The sequence below is a fragment of the Vreelandella xerophytica genome (genome assembly GCF_968048975.1).
Window position 1 is genome coordinate 1,809,163 of record NZ_OZ309106.1, and the last position, 17,911, is coordinate 1,827,073.

The 17,911-nt window shown below is 59.4% G+C and carries 15 protein-coding genes; 4 read left to right on the plus strand and 11 right to left on the minus strand.

Going from position 1 to position 17,911, the window contains the following annotated elements; all coding sequences use genetic code 11:
* Window positions 1-7: 7 nt before the first annotated feature.
* The 5 genes from prmA to ppa form a co-directional block, all read right to left on the minus strand.
* Window positions 8-919, minus strand: a complete 912-nt coding sequence (gene prmA, locus ACWF8S_RS08615) for a 50S ribosomal protein L11 methyltransferase (RefSeq protein ID WP_447556451.1) — start codon at window positions 917-919, stop codon at window positions 8-10.
* Window positions 920-1,001: 82 nt separating this feature from the next.
* On the minus strand, window positions 1,002-2,342 hold the full coding sequence (gene accC / locus ACWF8S_RS08620) for an acetyl-CoA carboxylase biotin carboxylase subunit (RefSeq protein ID WP_447556452.1): 1,341 nt from the start codon (window positions 2,340-2,342) through the stop codon (window positions 1,002-1,004).
* A gap of 31 nt (window positions 2,343-2,373) precedes the next feature.
* The gene (gene accB, locus ACWF8S_RS08625; RefSeq protein WP_447556453.1) at window positions 2,374-2,847 is read right to left on the minus strand and encodes an acetyl-CoA carboxylase biotin carboxyl carrier protein; all 474 of its coding nucleotides are present in this window, start codon (window positions 2,845-2,847) and stop codon (window positions 2,374-2,376) included.
* Between the two features lie 230 nt (window positions 2,848-3,077).
* Window positions 3,078-4,916 carry a protein-disulfide reductase DsbD gene (gene dsbD / locus ACWF8S_RS08630; RefSeq protein WP_447556454.1) on the minus strand — a complete coding sequence of 613 codons (1,839 nt, stop codon included), beginning with the start codon at window positions 4,914-4,916 and terminating at the stop codon, window positions 3,078-3,080.
* A gap of 159 nt (window positions 4,917-5,075) precedes the next feature.
* A complete protein-coding gene (gene ppa / locus ACWF8S_RS08635) occupies window positions 5,076-5,606 on the minus strand; it encodes an inorganic diphosphatase (protein WP_447556455.1) in 531 nt (176 codons plus the stop codon).
* 295 nt (window positions 5,607-5,901) lie between these two features.
* On the opposite strand from ppa, the gene ACWF8S_RS08640 reads away from it, so the two are divergent.
* A complete protein-coding gene (locus ACWF8S_RS08640; protein ID WP_447556456.1) occupies window positions 5,902-7,620 on the plus strand; it encodes a protein kinase domain-containing protein in 1,719 nt (572 codons plus the stop codon).
* Between the two features lie 68 nt (window positions 7,621-7,688).
* On the opposite strand, the gene ACWF8S_RS08645 is transcribed toward ACWF8S_RS08640, so the two are convergent.
* Complete coding sequence (locus ACWF8S_RS08645) at window positions 7,689-8,948, minus strand: 6-phosphofructokinase (RefSeq protein ID WP_447556457.1); 1,260 nt, start codon at window positions 8,946-8,948, stop codon at window positions 7,689-7,691.
* Between the two features lie 121 nt (window positions 8,949-9,069).
* Window positions 9,070-9,738 (minus strand): ribonuclease T, encoded by a 669-nt coding sequence (gene rnt / locus ACWF8S_RS08650; RefSeq protein ID WP_447556458.1) that lies wholly within the window; start codon window positions 9,736-9,738, stop codon window positions 9,070-9,072.
* Between the two features lie 198 nt (window positions 9,739-9,936).
* Between rnt and ACWF8S_RS08655 the strand changes: the two genes are divergently transcribed.
* Together ACWF8S_RS08655 and ACWF8S_RS08660 are read left to right on the plus strand one after the other, a co-directional pair.
* Window positions 9,937-11,157 (plus strand): argininosuccinate synthase, encoded by a 1,221-nt coding sequence (locus ACWF8S_RS08655; RefSeq protein ID WP_447556459.1) that lies wholly within the window; start codon window positions 9,937-9,939, stop codon window positions 11,155-11,157.
* 122 nt (window positions 11,158-11,279) lie between these two features.
* Window positions 11,280-11,615, plus strand: coding sequence for an HlyU family transcriptional regulator (locus ACWF8S_RS08660; protein ID WP_447556460.1), 336 nt, complete (start codon window positions 11,280-11,282; stop codon window positions 11,613-11,615).
* Between the two features lie 47 nt (window positions 11,616-11,662).
* Here ACWF8S_RS08660 and ACWF8S_RS08665 read toward each other — a convergent pair whose 3' ends face one another.
* Together ACWF8S_RS08665 and ACWF8S_RS08670 are read right to left on the minus strand one after the other, a co-directional pair.
* The gene (locus ACWF8S_RS08665) at window positions 11,663-12,868 is read right to left on the minus strand and encodes an EAL and HDOD domain-containing protein (protein WP_447556461.1); all 1,206 of its coding nucleotides are present in this window, start codon (window positions 12,866-12,868) and stop codon (window positions 11,663-11,665) included.
* 150 nt (window positions 12,869-13,018) lie between these two features.
* Window positions 13,019-14,974 carry an exonuclease domain-containing protein gene (locus ACWF8S_RS08670; protein ID WP_447556462.1) on the minus strand — a complete coding sequence of 652 codons (1,956 nt, stop codon included), beginning with the start codon at window positions 14,972-14,974 and terminating at the stop codon, window positions 13,019-13,021.
* Window positions 14,975-15,219: 245 nt separating this feature from the next.
* On the opposite strand from ACWF8S_RS08670, the gene ACWF8S_RS08675 reads away from it, so the two are divergent.
* On the plus strand, window positions 15,220-16,278 hold the full coding sequence (locus ACWF8S_RS08675; protein WP_447556463.1) for a tRNA-queuosine alpha-mannosyltransferase domain-containing protein: 1,059 nt from the start codon (window positions 15,220-15,222) through the stop codon (window positions 16,276-16,278).
* Between the two features lie 4 nt (window positions 16,279-16,282).
* Here ACWF8S_RS08675 and nth read toward each other — a convergent pair whose 3' ends face one another.
* Entirely contained in the window at window positions 16,283-16,918 is a 636-nt protein-coding gene (nth, locus tag ACWF8S_RS08680) for an endonuclease III (RefSeq protein ID WP_447556464.1), read from the minus strand.
* A complete protein-coding gene (locus ACWF8S_RS08685; protein ID WP_447556465.1) occupies window positions 16,915-17,910 on the minus strand; it encodes an RnfABCDGE type electron transport complex subunit B in 996 nt (331 codons plus the stop codon). The genes nth and ACWF8S_RS08685 overlap by 4 nt, the downstream gene beginning before the upstream one ends.
* Window position 17,911: the final 1 nt, after the last annotated feature.

Genomic DNA, 17,911 nt, shown 5'->3' on the forward strand with positions numbered 1-17,911 from the left:
TGGACGATTAACCGGGACGCTTGCCCGTTAGCCGCACCCAGCCTTCGCGCAGTGACGGCTCGTCGACCAGAAGTCCCTGGGCCTCGTACGCTTTCACCACCTCATCGGCCTGGTTGGCCAGGATGCCGGAAAGCGCGATGCGCCCACCCGGTGCCACGTAGCCGGCAATCGTGTCGGCGAGCTCTATAAGCGGGCCGGCCAGAATGTTGGCGGTCACGATGGGGTAGCCGTCACTTTTTAGCTGTTCCGGGTAGTAAAGCGACAGTCGGTCCTGGGCAATGTGGTTACGCTCGGCGTTTTCCCGGCTGGCCTGAAGCGCCTGAGGGTCGATATCGGTAGCGTCGGCCCGCAAGGCTCCCAGCTTCAGCGCGGCAATGGCGAGAATGCCCGAACCGCAGCCCACGTCCAGCACGGTCTTGTTCTCAAGCTCACCCTCGACGGCCAGTGTGTCCAGCCATTCAAGGCACAGTGCCGTAGTGGCATGGGTGCCGGTACCAAAGGCCAGGCCCGGGTCGAGAATCAGATTGACCGCATTGGCCTCTGGCGGCTCGTGCCAGCTGGGTACGATCCAGAGCCGCTTGCCCATTTGCAGCGGGGTGAAGTCATCCATCCATTCCCGCTCCCAGTCGCGATCCGCCAGAAGTTCGTACTCGATGCTGGGACAGGCCTCGCCCGGCATCTGTTCGGCCCAGGCGCTCTCGATACGGGCAAGCATCGCGTCAAGGCCTTCCAGGTCGTCGTAAAGGCCAGTAAGAATGGTGTCTTGCCACAGCGGGGTGGTGCCACGGTCGGGCTCGAAAACCGGGTCGTCCTCGGCGTCTTGAAGGCCGATGGCGGTGGCGCCTTCTTCCAGCAGAAGTTCTTCAAGAAGTTCCGCCTGCTCGGGGGCGACGTGGGCGCGAAGCTGTAGCCAGGGCATGGCACTCTCCGGGAATGGTTGGTCGTGTAAGAACAAGACGGGGTGGCCAGGCCACCCCGTCAAGGTCGTGAGTGCGTGAGGATCAGCTTCCGAGCTTTTTCTCGAGGTAGTGAATATTGACCCCGCCCTGGCGGAAGTAGCTGTCGCGCACCAGGTCCTTTTGCAGGTCGATATTGGTCTTGATACCTTCCACCAGGAGTTCGTCGAGCGCGTTGCGCATCCGGGTGAGAGCAATTTCGCGGCTGGCGCCCCAGGTGATCAGCTTGCCGATCAGCGAGTCGTAGTGGGGAGGCACGCTGTAGCCGGTGTAGATGTGGGAATCCATGCGCACGCCCAGCCCACCCGGCGCGTGAAAGAGCGTGACCTTGCCCGGCGAGGGCATGAAGGTGCGCGCATCTTCGGCATTGATGCGACACTCAAAGGCGTGGCCGTTGATCTGGACATCTTCCTGGCGAATCGAGAGCGGCAGGCCTGAAGCGATGCGAAGCTGTTCCTTGACGATATCCACGCCGGTTACCATTTCGGTGACTGGATGCTCGACCTGGACCCGGGTATTCATCTCGATGAAGAAGAACTCACCGTCTTCGTAGAGAAACTCGAAGGTGCCGGCACCGCGGTAGTTGATTTCGATGCACGCCTGGCGACACGCTTCCAGCACCTTGGCGCGGGCCTGGGGGTCGATCCCCGGGGCAGGCGCTTCTTCCAGCACCTTCTGGTGACGACGCTGCAAGGAACAGTCGCGGTCATAAAGGTGAATGGCGTTGCCCTGGCCGTCGGCGAGTACCTGGACTTCCACATGGCGCGGCTTTTCCAGGAACTTCTCCATGTATACCGTGCCGTCGCCGAAGGCAGCGTGCGCTTCGGTACGGGTAACGGTAATGGCGGAGAGCAGGTGCCCTTCGGTGTGCACCACGCGCATGCCCCGGCCACCGCCGCCGGCGGCAGCCTTGATGATCACGGGGTACCCGATACGGTTCGCCGTGGCCAGGTTGGTGGCATCATCGTCCCCCAGGGGACCGTTGGAGCCGGGCACGGTGGGCACGCCCGCTTCCTTCATCGCCTCGATGGCGCTGACTTTATCGCCCATCAGACGAATGGTCTCAGCGCGGGGTCCGATAAAGGTAAAGCCTGAGCGTTCCACCTGTTCGGCGAAATTGGCATTTTCGGACAGGAAACCGTAGCCGGGGTGTATGGCGCTTGAATCGGTTACCTCGGCGGCACTGATCAATGCCGGAATATTGAGATACGAAAGGTTCGAGGCCGCCGGGCCGATACACACCGCCTCATCGGCCAGACGTACGTGCATCAGGTCCCGGTCGGCCTTGGAGTGCACCGCAACGGTCTTGATCCCTAGCTCTTTACAGGCGCGTAGAATGCGCAGGGCAATCTCGCCGCGATTCGCGATAAGTACCTTGTCCAGCATGGGAGAATCCACCCGTATTGAAATGAAAGATTTAAGCGATGACGACCATGGGCTGGTCGAATTCCACTGGCTCGCCGTCTTCCACCAGGATAGCCTCTACCACGCCGTCACGGTCGGCTTCGATCTGGTTCATCATCTTCATGGCTTCGACGATACAGATGGTATCGCCTTGCTTGACGGTATCGCCTATTTCAACGAAGGCCTTGGCGCCCGGGGCCGGGCTGCGATAGAAAGTGCCGACCATGGGAGAATTGACCGCTTCGCCGCGATAGCTTGCCACCTGTGCTTCCTGGGCAGCTTCGCCGCCACCCTGATGGGCAGTGGGGGCCGGGCCCGGCTGGGCGTAGGCAGGGTAGCCGTATTGCGGCATCGGCTGGGGTTGCCAGCTCGCCCCATCCGGATGGCGGCTGATGCGTACCGACTCTTCACCTTCCTGAATCTCGATCTCGCTGATGTTGGACTCTTCGAGCAGCTCTATGAGTTTTTTAACCTTGCGAATATCCATTGGTTGGGCCCCAGTGTTGATGAATGAGTAAGCGCCGTGCCTGTCAGGCATTGTCAATGGCGCAGTAAACCGAGCGGTAAAATGTGCAAAAGACGGCACGTTAACGAATGTTGACCGCTTAACAGCCTAAAAACCGTGTATTTAACAGTATGGGGGCGGAGTTTGCCGAAAAACACCCACTTTGTCCAGCGCAAGGCTTTTCGAGGTGGTTCGCGCTTTATAAAGCTTCATCAGACGTCCTGGGCGTCTTGCTGGAAGCGCTTCAGCGATGTGATATGCGCAGCGAGGGCAGCAGCATCGATGTCGCCCTGAATGCGCGCCTGGCGAATCTCTTCCCCGGCACTGAAAAAAAGCAGACTGGGTGGGCCAAAAAGGTTGAACGCCTGAAGCACCGCTCGCGACTGGGACGTGGTGTCGGTAACGTCGACTTCAATCAACGCTATCTCTTCGAGTGCCCCGATGACTCTGGGGTCGGGGTAGACATCGCGCTCCATCAGCTTGCAGGAAATACACCAGTCGGCCGTGAAGTGCACGAATGCAAGCTCGCCCCCGGTGCGTTCCAGCGCATCCTGCAAGCCCTCAAGTCCATGAACGGTTTCAAAGGAGAGCGCCTGGCTGGATCGAGCCTGTGTCGGGGTCGATGAGTCGCCTAGCGGGCGTAGCGGGTCGCTGCCGCCTTGAGCTGCGCCAAAGACCAGTGCCACACCCCAGGCGAGAAGCATCAACCCAAGGGTCTGGCGCGCTCGAGCCGCGCCAGCGCCCTGGCCCAGATTCAACGCCCCCAGCGTCAGCGCGGTGGCGATGGCAAGTGCAGCCCATAGCAAAAGCGCGACCGGCGGGGCGATCAGGCGCTCGATCATCCAGATGGCCACCCCCAGCAGCAGCAGGCCGAACGCGACCTTGACTCCGTTCATCCATCCCCCGGTGCGCGGCAGCAAGGTAGTGCCGAAAGTGCCCACCAGCAGCAGCGGCAGGCCCATGCCAAGCCCCAGCGCAAACAGGACTGCGCCACCGATCATGGCGTCGCCGGTGGTGGAGATGAAAACCAGCGCACCCGCCAGCGGAGCGGTCACGCAAGGTGACACCACCAGTACCGAAAGCGCGCCGGCCAGCGCCAGTCCCAGCGGCCCGCTCTGCTGGGCGCGAGCCTGCCAGCGATCCACTCGGTGCGAAAATCGAGAAGAGAGGCGAAGATCGAATGCTCCCAGCATGGCCAGGCCGAACAGACTGAACAGGAGTGCAAAGGAAACGAGCACCGGCGCCGATTGCAGCCGCGCCTGCAGGTTGAGCCCCGCACCGAACAGCCCCATCAAGATACCTACCACGGCGTAGGTAAACGCCATGCCCAGCACGTAGCTCGATGACAGCACAAAGGCCCGCGGTCGAGTGGGATTCTGCCCGACGATGATCGAGGATAGAATGGGGATCATGGGGAGAACACACGGCGTGAAGGTCAGCCCGATGCCGGCCAGGAAAAAGAGTCCCAGTGCGAGCGGCAGACTCGCCTCGCTGATCAGGGCGCTGAAGCGACCGTCTTCACTTTGCGGCGCGCTGATCGAAAGGTCGTCGGGTGCGTTATCACCCGGCGCCCCTGGCGCCGGCTCGACGCTCGCTTGCGCGTTGGCGAAGGCGGCGGGGGGCGACGTCTGCGCAGCCTCGAGGGTTATCTGTTCCGGCGGATAGCAAAGCCCTGCATCCGCGCAGCCCTGGAAGCGAAAATCGAGCGATACCGGGCCATCCTGGGGTGCGGTGAAAGGGGTCTCGAATACCAGCTGGTCTCTGAAGACGTAGGTTTCCCCCATGAACTCATCGGTAATGAAGTCGCCTTGGGGGATCAAGGGCGTTTCAAGCGCCGTTCCCTCGAGTGCGAGCTGGTGGCGATACAGGTAGTAGCCATCCGCAATATCCACGCCCACGAACACCCGTTCGCCATCGTGCCAGGCCTGGCTTTGAAACGCCTCGAGAACGGGCAGGAAATCGGATGAGTCGCGGTCTGAAAACCACTGGCCCTGGGCCGCCACGGGAAGCCAGAGCAGACACATAAACAATAAGCGCTTGAGCGATAACACGGCAGGTCCTTAAAAATCGTACCCGGCTAGCATAGCGTAACCGGCCGGCCACGCGTAGCGACTGCGATGACATGACGCGCGCCTGGAAATACCCTTCAATGAAAAAGGCCGCCCGTGGGCGGCCTTTCTGAGTTCGGGTAAGCGCCCGAGGGGCGTCGGTTACGCTTTCTGGTAGGCGGAAACCGATTTTTCGATCGCCTTGCGTGCGGCTTCAACGCCTTCCCAGGACTCGACCTTCACCCACTTGCCTTTCTCGAGATCCTTGTAATTTTCAAAGAAGTGCGCGATCTGCTGACGTAGAAGCTCGGGGAGGTCGGTCACTTCCTGAATGTCATCATAAAGTGTACTGAGCTTGGGGTGGGGCACACAGACCAGCTTGGCGTCTTCACCGGCTTCGTCGGTCATGTTGAGAATGCCGACCGGGCGAGCGCGGATGATGCTGCCCGGGGCCACTGGATGCGGCGTGACTACCAGCGCATCGAGCGGGTCGCCATCGTCGGCCAGCGTATGAGGAATGAAGCCGTAGTTCGCCGGGTAGAACATCGGAGTCGCCATGAAGCGATCAACCAGCAGCGCGCCCATGTCCTTGTCGATTTCGTACTTGATGGGGGCGTGGTTGGCCGGAATTTCAATTGCCACGTAAATATCGTTGGGCAAATCCTTTCCAGCGGGGATGTGGTCGAAGTTCATTTGAAGTCCTTAACGTGGCTTTTAACGTACATGGGCTAAGCGGTTGATGTATTGTGCAATTGCGACGAATTATACGAACAAGCCCGTGGAATTACCAATTCGACGTAGGTGGGGCGTGGTTTTTTTGGCGCTTCCCCCCGTAGCGCTGTGCGAGTTTGACATGCGGCCGCGCTCAAAGGCGTTTAAAACACCGACTATAGGTGGGCATCGCAAGCAGGGCGCAACGTGTATCATGGCGCCCATCGATGAGGCCGCTCAAAGTTGCCATGTTCACGCTCGAGCCAAGGAGGATGAATTGGCGCACGCTCAGTTACTGATCAGCTACGGGCAAGCGTTTGTCGCCCCCGACCGTCGCAAGCATAGAAGCTCCATGTCGGTACGCGTGCCCCAGGCGCCGCTGATCAACACCAAAGGGGCTTGTGCGGTGATCAGCGACTCTATCTCTCGCAATACCATGGCCAAGCAGGCCGGAGACTTGAGTGTGCGGGGTTTTCTGGCCGATTACTTTTCAACGCCGGATCATTGGGATATCAAGACCTCGGCCACTCGGGTCATGCTGGCGCTCAATAGCTGGTGCTATAGCCAGAGCCAGCATGTCAAGGAGGGCAGCTTCGTCTCTTCCATGTCAGCCATGGTGTTCAAGGGGCGGGAAGCCAATCTGTTCCATATGGGCGATACGCTGGTATTTCGCCTGAGGGGCGCCGAATTCGAGCAGTTGACCCGGGATCATGTCACCGATGTTGGCGGTTATCGTTACCCTTCGCGGGCGCTGGGGATGGATGGCAGCCTGGATATCGATTACAGCCTGATCAATCTAAAGCAGGGTGATTATTTCGTTTTCACCACTCAGGGCGTTCGCGGCACATTGATGCCATCCGACTACGTGCGCCTCATTCGCCAGGACGCCAGTGACCTGGACGCCGCCTGCGAGCGACTGGCCAGCGAGGCCAAGCAGCGCGCCCAGGAACGCGGCTACGGCGGCGACCAGTTCTGCTTTCAGATTCTGAGAATCGATGAGCTGCCCGAAGAGACCGAGGACGACCCGGCGCTCATCTATGGCGACCTGCCCATCCCACCGGAGCTATCACCGGGGCAGCGTCTGGACGGCATGGAAGTGGAACGGGTGCTGTCGCGCAATGCCCAGTCTCGGGTATATCAGGTGCGTGACAGCCAGACCGGCCGGGTGATGGTCATGAAAGCGCCCAGCCCCGAGCTTTCGCTACGCAACGCCTACCTGGAGCACTTCCTGCTTCAGCAGTGGGTAGTCGAACGGGTGAATTCACCTTTCGTGGTGAAAGTGATCGAACCCTCGCGGCCCCGGCGCTATCTCTACTACTTGATGGCATACATCGAGAGCGAAACGCTCAGACAGTGGGCGGACCGCCATCCCCAGGCAAGCCTGAAACAACGCCTGGATATCGCCAATCAGCTGGGCAAGGCCGTCCAGGCGCTGCACCACCGGGATATCATTCATCAGCAGATCACCCCGGATAATGTTCTGATCGACCAGCACGGCCAGGTGGTGCTGGCTGACTTCAGTGCGTGCCATATGCGCGACATGGAAGGGCATCGTAATTCCGGCGAGCTTTTACGTCAGGTGGGCTTCAATGAGCACACTGCACCGGAGTATGCGCTGGGCGACAGCGTTGGCCGGCGAAGCGACCAGTATTCGCTTGCCTCTACCGCCTACTGGCTGCTGACCGGAACGCTGCCTTACGCGTTGACACCTGACCGGTTGCGAAGTCACACCGACCTGGAGTCGCTGACCTACAAAAGCGCGCGCAGTACGACACCGGAAATTACCCCGGCGTTGGATGATGCCCTCAGACGGGCACTGGACCCGCAGCGTGCGCTTCGCTTCAGAAAGATGTCGGAGCTCTTGCACGCGCTTCGTGTACCGCTGGGCCGAGCTGCGCCGGCGCAAAAGGAAATACGCAAGGAGCCACGGCGTTTCTGGCAGGGCGTGGCGGGCATTCTGCTGCTTCTGCTCGTACTTTCCTGGCTCTTGCGTTAGCTGACCACCTGAAACGACCGAAGGGCGATGATGTCATCGCCCCTCGGGTCTGAATGCCGCTTTATCGTTTATAACGAGAAGGCGGGGAGCTTCTGCTCGACCTTGGCAAGCTTGAGCTTGGCTACTTTCGGCAGGCCGTTTTCAAAAGGCGGGAAATCTTCGCCCTGAATCAGCGGCGAGAGATAGTCCCGGCAGGGCTGGGTGATGGCAAAGCCGTTTTCGCTGATGAAGTCCCGCGGCATGAACTTCTCCTGATTGGCGATCTGCGAAAGCGGTGCGGAGATCACATCCCACTGATAGGGCGACTGGCTCACGCGACGAATGGCCGGCATCATCGAGTTCTTGCCTGCCAGCGCCAGGGCGACCGCCTCGAAGCCCACGGCGTAGGCCTGCTCCACGTCGGTTTTCGACGCCAGGTGGCGCGCGGCGCGCTGCAGGTAGTCCGCCACCGCCCAATGGTACTTGTAGCCCAGGTCCTGCTTCACCATGCCCGCAAGCGTGGGGGCCACGCCACCCAGCTGGCGGTGGCCGAAGGCGTCGGTATTGCCGGCATCGGCCAGGAAGGTGCCGTCTTCGTAACGCGCGCCTTCGGAGACCACGATCACGCAGTAGCCGTACTTCTTCACGCTCTCGTCGACCCGTGCCATTACCGCGCGACGATCGAAAGCGATCTCCGGGAAGATGATCAGGTGGGGCGGCTCGCCTTCACCTTCGCCGGCCAGCCCGCCGGCGGCGGCGATCCAGCCCGCATGACGGCCCATGACCTCCAGCACGAACACCTTGGTGGAGGTGGCGCACATGGAGGCGATATCCAGAGACGCCTCGCGGGTGGAGGTGGCGATATACTTGGCCACGCTGCCAAAGCCCGGGCTGTTATCGGTGATCGGCAGGTCGTTGTCCACGGTCTTGGGTACGTGGATGGCGGTCAGCGGGTAGCCGAGCTTTTCGGAGAGTTGAGAGACCTTCAGACAGGTATCGGCGCTGTCGCCGCCGCCGTTGTAGAAGAAGTAGCGGATATCGTGGGCCTTGAATACCTCGATCAAGCGCTCGTACTGGGTGCGGTGGGCCTCGATATCCTTCAACTTGTAACGGCACGAGCCGAATGCCCCGCCGGGGGTGTGGCGTAGCGCGCTGATGGCCTCATCGCTTTCTTGGGTCACATCGATCAAATCTTCGGTGAGTGCCCCGATGATACCGTTATGGCCGGCGTAGACCTTGCCAATCTGATCAGGCGCTTGACGGCAAGCTTCGATAACGCCACAGGCGCTTGCATTGATGACGGCGGTGACGCCACCGGACTGGGCGTAGAAGGCGTTATGCTGGGCCATGGAAACGTTTTATCTCCTAATTCGGATGGGTAAAGCGCGGCCGGTTACGACAACCGGAACCAATCAAGCCATAAATGTGGCAAAGTTTAGCGTAAAGCGACTTTCACTGCATTACGGTGAATCACTCCGGCGTATCGAGCTCTTGTTCCTGTTGTGCCAGACGCCAGCCGCCCAGGTCCTTGTAGCGGTTGACCATGGCGCAGAAAAGCTCGGCGGTGCGCTCGGTGTCGTAGCGTGCCGAGTGGGCCGCCTTGTTATCGAACTCGATGCCCGCTGCCCGGCATGCCCGGGCCAGCACCGTCTGGCCATAGACGAAACCGGCGAGGGTGGCGGTATCGAAGCTTGAAAATGGGTGGAACGGGCTTCGCTTGACGTTGCAGCGGCTGGCGGCAGCGTTTAGAAAGCCGTGGTCGAAAGCTGCGTTATGGCCTACCAGAATGGCGCGTGAACAGTTGTGCGCCTTCACGGATTTGCGAATGGGGCGAAAGATTTCTCCCAATGCTTCGGACTCGGACAGCGCCACTTGCTGGCGAAGCGGGTCATCGAGGTTGATGCCCGTGAAATCCAGGGCGGACTGCTCGATGTTGGCCCCTTCGAAAGGCTTGATATGGCAGGCGTAGGTGGCATCGGGCAGCAGGTTGCCGTCGGAATCCATGGTGAGCGTGACAGCGGCAATTTCGAGAACCGCATCACGCTGGGCATTGAAACCACCCGTTTCCAAATCGATGACGACCGGTAAATAACTGCGAAAACGCTGGGCCATCAATTCACGGGCTATTGCCTCGCTCATGCAGCTCTCCTTAGTAAAGCGAGTAGTCGATAAGAGTAACGGCAAGCTACCGCTAACAGTGCAGTGATTCTAGCAGCTTTAACCTGGCCGCGTCGTCGACGGTGTTCCCCGGTCTTTGAGAGCGCTATACTCACGGTTTAACTCATGCGTTAGGCCCAGGCTCAGTCGAGCGGGCTTTTTAATCCAAAGGAGCGAAGAATGTCCGATGTCAAAAAGGTTGTGCTGGCATATTCAGGAGGGCTGGACACATCCGTGATCGTCAAGTGGTTACAAGAGACTTACAACTGTGAAGTGGTGACCTTCACAGCCGACATCGGTCAAGGTGAAGAAGTCGAACCCGCTCGCGCCAAGGCGAAGGCGCTGGGTGTCAAGGAAATCTACATCGAGGATCTGCGCGAAGAATTCGTGCGCGACTACGTTTATCCGATGTTCCGTGCCAATACCATCTACGAAGGCGAGTATCTTCTGGGTACCTCCATCGCGCGCCCGCTGATCGCCAAGCGTCTGATCGAGATCGCCAACGAAACCGGCGCCGATGCAATTTCACACGGCGCGACCGGCAAGGGCAACGACCAGGTGCGCTTCGAGCTCGGCGGCTATGCACTGAAACCCGGCGTCAAGGTCATCGCACCGTGGCGCGAGTGGGATTTGACGTCGCGCGAGAAGCTGATGGCGTACTGTGAAGAGCACGATATTCCAGTGGATTTCGCCAACAAGAAGAAGAAATCCCCCTACTCGATGGATGCCAACCTGCTGCATATTTCCTATGAAGGCGGCATTCTGGAAGACCCCTGGGCCGAAGCGGAAGAAGACATGTGGCGCTGGAGTGTCTCGCCGGAACAGGCCCCCGAAACGCCGACCTATATCGAGCTGACGTTCGAGAAGGGCGATATCGTGGCGATCGACGGTGAAACCCTCAAGGCCCACGAAGTGCTCGAAAAGCTCAACAAGGTGGGCGGTGACAACGGCATCGGCCGGCTGGATATCGTCGAGAACCGCTATGTGGGCATGAAGTCACGCGGCTGCTACGAAACGCCCGGAGGCACGATCATGCTGCGGGCACACCGCGCCATCGAGTCCCTCACACTCGACCGGGAAGAAGCCCACCTGAAAGACCAGCTGATGCCGAAATACGCCGAAGTGATCTACAACGGCTACTGGTGGAGCCCGGAGCGCCGCATGCTGCAGGCGGCCATCGACGAGACCCAGAAGAACGTCTCGGGTGTGGTTCGCATGAAGCTCTACAAGGGCAATGCGACGGTGGTCGGGCGTAAATCCGAACAGTCGCTGTTCGATGAGTCCATTGCCACTTTCGAAGATGATGCCGGCGCTTACGATCAGAAGGACGCCGAAGGTTTCATCAAGCTCAACGCACTGCGTTTGCGCATTGCCGCCGGTAAGGGCCGCAAGCAAAGCTAACGACGAAAGCGGCCAGACACTGGCCGCTTTTTTCAAAGGCTGGGTGAGGCGAGTCAACGCGCCGTCTCGAAAGCTCGGGCGGACGTGAACCGCTTCTTGTAGGACGTCGTCAGGAGAAGACCATGTTTAAAAAACTGCTTTCAGCATTGGCGGGCGGTAGCGATAAGCCAGCCGCCGGTGGCAAGGCGGTTCACGCCGAACCCGTTCATTATAAAGCGTACGCCATCGTCTCGACGCCGGATCAACAAGGCGGTCAGTACCGGGTAAGCGGTATCATTACCCTGGCGCGTGAAGATGGTCAAACGCTTGAACACCGCTTCGAGCGCTCGGATATGTTGCCGGCTCGCCAGGCGTGCGATGAGATGATGGTGGCCAAGGCCAAGCGCTATATCGATGAGGTAGGGGACGCGATGTTCGAGCCGGACCCTCGCCAGAAAAGCGAGTCGTCTTTAAACTGATGCTTTTTTCAGGCGTCGAACTTGGCAGGTAGCGCGGGGGTTGGACGTCACGCTTTGATCTTGTCCATCCACAAGCGTGCCTGGGCAGCGGCTTCGACGAGCAACGTATCGGAAAGGTCGTTCGAATTGATCCCTTGTTCAGCGGATTCGACCTCGTTGAGCAAATCTCCCATCTCGCCCTTGCGCTCGTACAAGGCATTGATGAATGCCTGTCCGAGCGGCAACTCCTCCTTCAACGTTTCCATGTCGACATCCAGAATCACGGGCATGTGGGAAAAAAGCCCCAGAATGAACCCCTCTTCTTCGTCGACGCTTCGGTAAGCGGCGACCTGTTCGCAGGCAATTGCTCGGGTGAGCCCGTTGATCACGTTGAGCCTGTTGGCTGGACTATTGCTTGCCAGCAAGACGATAGTGACCAGCATTCTAAGCTCGGTAACCCCTAATCGTTGAATGCACTCGTTGAGTCGGTAGGAAGGTTGCCCCAGGCTTTTACTTGCCGAGTTGGCCCGTCTCAAGACGGCATCTACCAGGTAGGGGTCCTGAGCGATCAGCTCGCCGATCTCGTTGATATTGACAGGTTGCCGATAGAGTCGGGTAATCAGGCGAAGTTGGGTAGCGCAGGAAGAAGTGCGACGATGGGCGCGGGTTTTCTTAATGTTGGGTCGTTCGTAAAAGTAGCCTTGAAAGAGTGAAAAGCCCAAGTCCTTGCAGCGTTGGAATTCCTCCTGGGTTTCCACACGTTCGGCCAGCAGTGTAAAGCCCTGGGTCTTTAAGGATTCGATGAGTTCTAGGGAAAGCGCATTCGAGACATCGAGTTTTACGATATCGCAGTAGCGCAATAGCGGGTCGTGATTTTGATCCGTCTGAAAATCGTCCAGCGCCAGCGTATAGCCTTGAGCATTGAGATCTTCAAGGGCTTTTTCCACCTCGCGGGAAGGTGGTGTCGTTTCCAGGATTTCAAGCACCACCTGCTCCGGCGGCAAGGAGCAGAGATCGGGATTCAAAAGCCACTGTTCGGAGACGTTGATGAAAAGCTTGCGCTTGCCGCAAAGCTTTTCCAGACCAATTTCATAAATGGCTACGGCACATGCCCGAGCGGTGGCTTGAACGTCATCAGTGATATCGGCATTTCTTGCTTTAAGGTGACCACGATAAAGAAGCTCATCGGCCACGTGGTGCAAGTTGCCATCCACAATGGGCTGCAGCGCGATGGTATAGCCATTGCCAGACGCATTGAGTACCGCCCTTGTCATTGAATCACTACTCCCTGCCCGTCATGAGATATTATTAATTGTCGGGTCTATATATTATTAAAAAAGCAGTACCTATGAATAAAGTAAAGCAAAAAACTGCTGTTATTCTTAACCCAGGATATCAAGTTTTCAACTATTGATTATTGTTAACTAAGTATGACCATCCTCTTTATCAAAAGCACTTGCCTGAAATGCAAGTAGTTCATCCAGCGTGTGAATGTTACGGGCTTCCAGACGGGAAAGTAGTAAAAGCCAGAGTTCGGCGGTGAGTTGGGCATCCCCCAGCGCGGTATGGCGGGCACCGAAGGCCGGAGCAAGGTCGTAGCGCTTGGCAAGCGTATCGAGGTCATGGCCGAGTAGCGCCTTGTCCAGCGCCCTGGAGATCAGCAGGGTATCCAATACCGGGTGGGCAAGCTTGATACCTGCAGGACTCAGCGCTAGCAGGTCAAACGAAGCGTTATGAGCGAGCAGCACCGCATCTGCTGTATAGGTCTGGAACTGGCGAAGCACCGAATCGAGTAAAGGGGCATCCTGGACGTCGCTATCGTATATGCCGTGAATGGCGGTGCTCTGGGCTGGAATGCCGCGCTGAGGGTTGATGTAACTTTCAAACACGTCGCTGGCGAGTAATCGATTATTGACAATACGGCAGGCGCCCAGGCTGATCACACGGTCGTTACCGCGAAGATCGAGCCCTGTGGTCTCGGTGTCAAACGCGACGATCGCCAGATGCCGGAGCATGCGCTCTGCCAGCGGTTCGTCAGGGGGAGTGAGATGAGCGATAGCGAAATCGTGAAACTCCGGCCGGGGAGCCGCGCGAGGTTCGGGGGCGCTCAAGCGTTGCGAGGTCAAAAGCGAGACGCAAAGGCGAGCATGCATGTTGTCCGCGTCCGCTTCGCTCCAGAGCGTACTTCCGTGTATATGGAGTAGATCATCCACTGTCGGTGCCAGGGGCAGCGTTTCGATGACCTTCTGTCGCCACCGAGCAAGACGTGGCGCGTCAACGGCGTCTCCTTTCCAGATGAAAGCCAGCCATACACCTTCTCGGGTATTGACCAGTTCGCCTTCAAACCCGCATTGCGGAAAATGGCCGTGAAGTTTTTTGATAAGCGAATCGAATAGCGCTATCAGCGACGGGGCGTGACCCTTGAACCAGCCAGGCACCCCAATGGGGGTGATCAGCTGATGGGTGGGAGCGAGCTGTTCATCCAGGGCCTGCCAAAAAGCGTTCGACCAGATCGAGCTCAAGCGTTCATGGGCCAGGTCAGGGTGCTTCAAGAGCTGTTTGAGACTTGAAATGGATGCGGGTTCAGGGGGGGACTCCAGTGTTTCAAGAGCCTTCGTGATCCTCTTTCTTATGCCCAGCTCGTTTTCCCAGAAGCGTGTGGCATCCTTGAGGGTCATCAGTACCTGATCCGGGTTTCGGGATAGCCGTGTCAGGCTGATCGAAAGGGTGCGGGCGTTGAAACGGGTAAGTACTTCGCGGGAGAAGGGCTCCCGGGGAACAGGGGCATCGACCAACGTTTTAAAACGCGCACTCAGGCTAGGGTCGGGCACCAGGCTATCCAGCCGTTTACCCAGTCCCAGACTATGGGGTGAGGGGAAAAAGGCTTCGGCGGCCTGGTTGAAAAGCAAAAGCCGACGGTGCTGATCGAAAAGCATGATTGGCGTGGCTAGATGCTGTAAAAGCTCCTCGAGCTCCTGGCGTACTCGTAAGGTCTCTTGAGCACCCTCCCGGCGGGCCTGCTGATATCGCTGGCGGTCGGCGCGCCAGCATCTGGCGATGTGGATCAAGTCAGGCCTCAGGCTTTCAAGCCACCCGCCGGGGGGCTGACAGGCCACCTCCGGGTTGGCGATCAGCCTGGCAAGCTCGCCATGAAGTGCGCGCAGCGGCCTGACGAGTGCGCGCTCGAGCAGCCACCCCACCGCCAACAGTGTCACGCCGCCAGAAAGTGACCCCAGCCACAGCACAACCCGCGCGATGCCGTTCAGGGCAAGCTGGCTGTCCAGCCACGCTGCAAACGCGGCGCCGCCCAGAAGGCTCACCCCGCCTAGCAAAAGCCAAAGGCCCACCAGTCCTTGCCGTGTAGGCAGACCTTTAGACATGAAGCGCTCCAGGCAGGCCGATACGCCCGGCAGCGGGGGAAGGCACTGCTGACAAGTCAAGGGCATGGGTCGGGCTCATGAGTCCACCTGTTGAAAAATGCGTTCAAGTTCTTGAGTTTAAGGAGGTGACTGACCCGCGCCTAGGCGACCTTGGTGCAAGCGGGTCAAAGTCCGACCGGCCGCTCAGGTTTCAGAGATTGATATACTGGAAACCTTGCGCAAGCGCTTAGCCAACAAGGTGTTCAATGCGAGTACTGTTACTTTCGGCTTACGAGGCGGTTAGCCACCGCTACTGGGCAGACCAGTTGATGGTGCGCCTGGACGACATGAGCTGGACACGCTTGAGTCTTGCACCGCGCCACTTTGCCTGGCGCATTCGTGGCAATCCCTTGAGCTGGTGGCTAAAAGAGCAGGCCGCTTTGAGTGAACCTTACGACGTGGTTCTGGCGACCTCGACGGTCGACCTGGCGACGCTGCTAGGGCTTTTTCCACACCTGAGCCGGGCGCGCAAGATCGTCTACTTCCACGAAAACCAGTTCGCCTACCCGCCTTCAAGCGCGCAGCAGCACCACGTCGAGGCGAAAATGGTGAATCTCTACGCTGCCCTGGCCGCCGATAAAGTGGTTTTCAATACCGCCTACAACCGGGATTCATTCATCGACGGCGCGCGGACGTTTCTGAAAAAGATGCCGGAGAATCTCCCCGCCGCCCACCCTCTGGAGACGCTTCGCCGCCAGGCGATGGTGTTGCCGGTGCCTCTTCGGCCTCTGGACTCGCCGGCGGTGACGGCGAACCCGCGCCCTGCGCGTGTTATCTGGAATCACCGCTGGGAGTATGACAAGAACCCGGAAGACTTTTTCGATGTGCTCTTCAGGCTAAGCGAGGCGGGCGTTGCGTTTGAGCTGGCGGTCGTCGGTCAGCGTTTTCGCGATGAACCGGCTATCTTCAGCGAAGCCAGAACACGCCTGGCCGCGCACGTCGTCTGTTGGGGGCCGCTGGCGTTGGCGGAGTATCAGGCTCTTCTTGACGAGGGCGGTATCGTGGTCTCCACCACCTGGCACGAGTTTCAGGGCCTGGCCATCATGGAAGCCGCCCAGCGCGGGGCGCTCCCGCTGGTGCCCGAGCGGCTCTGCTTTCCGGCACTTTACCCCAGGCCCTACCGCTACGACGGCACGCCCTCAGGGCTTTATCAGCGTTTGAGTGAATGGCTGACAGTGCCAGACAGTCAGCCGCCGGTGCTGGGTACGAAGGATTGGGAGTGGCCGCAGTGGGAAGCGGCGTACCAGGCGCTTTTATCTGAATAGAGAATCAAAGCTCGGTCTTTTCCTTGTATTCGCAAAGATCTTCGATAATGCAGCTGCCGCAGCAGGGTTTTCGGGCCACGCAGGTGTAGCGCCCGTGCAGAATCAGCCAGTGATGGGCATCTTGCTTGAAAGGGCGGGGGACGTGACGCATGAGCTTCTGTTCCACCTCGACAACATCCTTGCCCTTGGCGATGCCGGTCCGGTTGGAGACCCGAAAGATATGCGTATCCACCGCGATGGTGGGCTCGCCAAAGGCGGTATTGAGAATGACGTTGGCGGTCTTGCGGCCTACCCCCGGCAGCGCTTCCAGCGCTTCGCGGGTGCGCGGGACCTCGCCATCGTGGCGCTCTACCAGCATGGCGCAGGTTTTCATCAGGTTCTGCGCCTTGGTGTTGTAAAGACCGATGGTCTTGATGTGCTCCTTGAGCTCCTCCAGGCCCAGTTCGAGGATCTGCTGCGGCGTATTGGCGACAGGGAAGAGTCGGGCCATCGCCTTGTTGACGCCGACATCGGTTGCCTGGGCCGAGAGTAGCACCGCGGTTAAAAGCTCAAACGGCGTGTTCCAGACAAGCTCGGTGGTCGGGTGCGGGTTCTCGGCCTGAAGGCGTGAGAAAATCTCGAAGCGCTTGCTTGCATTCATGACGTGGCTTCCGATTCAAGAGCCGCGCGTGCGGTATCCACCACCTGCTGGGCTTTTTGCAACTGCTCCTCGACCCGCGCCACATCGGCGGTATCCTGCTGGCGTTTGGCATGGGCAAGCTGCTGGCGCACATGGCGAAGCGATTGCTCTGCAGCTTTTAGTGCCAGACGTTTCTGGTGGCGGCGGGTCGCGGTGCTGCCCGCGGGTGAAGCGCTCGGTGGGGCGTCATTGGCTTCAGCCAGGGCGGTGTCGAGCTTTTCAAGCGTGTGGCGCTGATAGGCAAGACGTTCGACAAGTTCGGCGCGCAAAGCGCCGCTATCCTGCTGGGTCTGAAGCTTACGCTCAAGACGCTTGAGCGCCGCAGCCTCACGGGCCCGCTGGGTGCGCAGCGTGCTTGGCGACATCCCTTGGCTTTCCGCCGTCGCGGGTTTGGCAGGCGAAGGTGCCGTGGCCCGGCGGGTGCGGCGCACCTGCCTTGCTTCGCGCTCGGCGGCCAGGCGCCGATTGCGATTGTTGAAGCGTTCGCGCCCCTTGATGGCACGACGCTCCAGGTAGGCGTCTTGCTCGGCCTGGGTGTTCGCGGCCTGCCACTGAGGGTGAGGCAGCAGATCAATGCAGTCCACCGGGCAAGGCGCGACACACAGCTCGCACCCGGTGCATTCATCTTCGATCACCGTGTGCATCTGTTTGGCTGCGCCGAGAATGGCGTCCACCGGGCAGGCCTGGATGCACTTGGTGCAGCCGATGCACTCCTGTTCCCGAATGATGGCAAGCATCGGCGCCTGGGGGGGCTGCTCCAGGGGAAGTGTCGCCCGACCGGTCAGCTCGGCCAGGCGATTCAGGGTCTCGATGCCGCCCGGCGGGCAGCGATTGATTGCCTCACCTTCCATGATCGCTTCTGCATAGGGGCGACAGCCGGTGTAGCTGCATTTGCCACACTGGGTTTGCGGCAGCTCGGCATCGATGGCGTCAATCAACTTGGCAGCCACCACG

Excerpts from the sequence above, each read along its gene's own strand:
- prmA (WP_447556451.1), bottom strand. The coding sequence starts at position 919 with ATGCCCTGGCTACAGCTTCGCGCCCACGTCGCCCCCGAGCAGGCGGAA.
- accC (WP_447556452.1), bottom strand. The coding sequence starts at position 2,342 with ATGCTGGACAAGGTACTTATCGCGAATCGCGGCGAGATTGCCCTGCGC.
- accB (WP_447556453.1), bottom strand. The coding sequence starts at position 2,847 with ATGGATATTCGCAAGGTTAAAAAACTCATAGAGCTGCTCGAAGAGTCC.
- ppa (WP_447556455.1), bottom strand. The coding sequence starts at position 5,606 with ATGAACTTCGACCACATCCCCGCTGGAAAGGATTTGCCCAACGATATT.
- ACWF8S_RS08645 (WP_447556457.1), bottom strand. The coding sequence starts at position 8,948 with ATGGCCCAGCATAACGCCTTCTACGCCCAGTCCGGTGGCGTCACCGCC.
- rnt (WP_447556458.1), bottom strand. The coding sequence starts at position 9,738 with ATGAGCGAGGCAATAGCCCGTGAATTGATGGCCCAGCGTTTTCGCAGT.
- ACWF8S_RS08655 (WP_447556459.1), top strand. The coding sequence starts at position 9,937 with ATGTCCGATGTCAAAAAGGTTGTGCTGGCATATTCAGGAGGGCTGGAC.
- ACWF8S_RS08660 (WP_447556460.1), top strand. The coding sequence starts at position 11,280 with ATGTTTAAAAAACTGCTTTCAGCATTGGCGGGCGGTAGCGATAAGCCA.
- ACWF8S_RS08665 (WP_447556461.1), bottom strand. The coding sequence starts at position 12,868 with ATGACAAGGGCGGTACTCAATGCGTCTGGCAATGGCTATACCATCGCG.
- ACWF8S_RS08670 (WP_447556462.1), bottom strand. The coding sequence starts at position 14,974 with ATGTCTAAAGGTCTGCCTACACGGCAAGGACTGGTGGGCCTTTGGCTT.
- ACWF8S_RS08675 (WP_447556463.1), top strand. The coding sequence starts at position 15,220 with ATGCGAGTACTGTTACTTTCGGCTTACGAGGCGGTTAGCCACCGCTAC.
- nth (WP_447556464.1), bottom strand. The coding sequence starts at position 16,918 with ATGAATGCAAGCAAGCGCTTCGAGATTTTCTCACGCCTTCAGGCCGAG.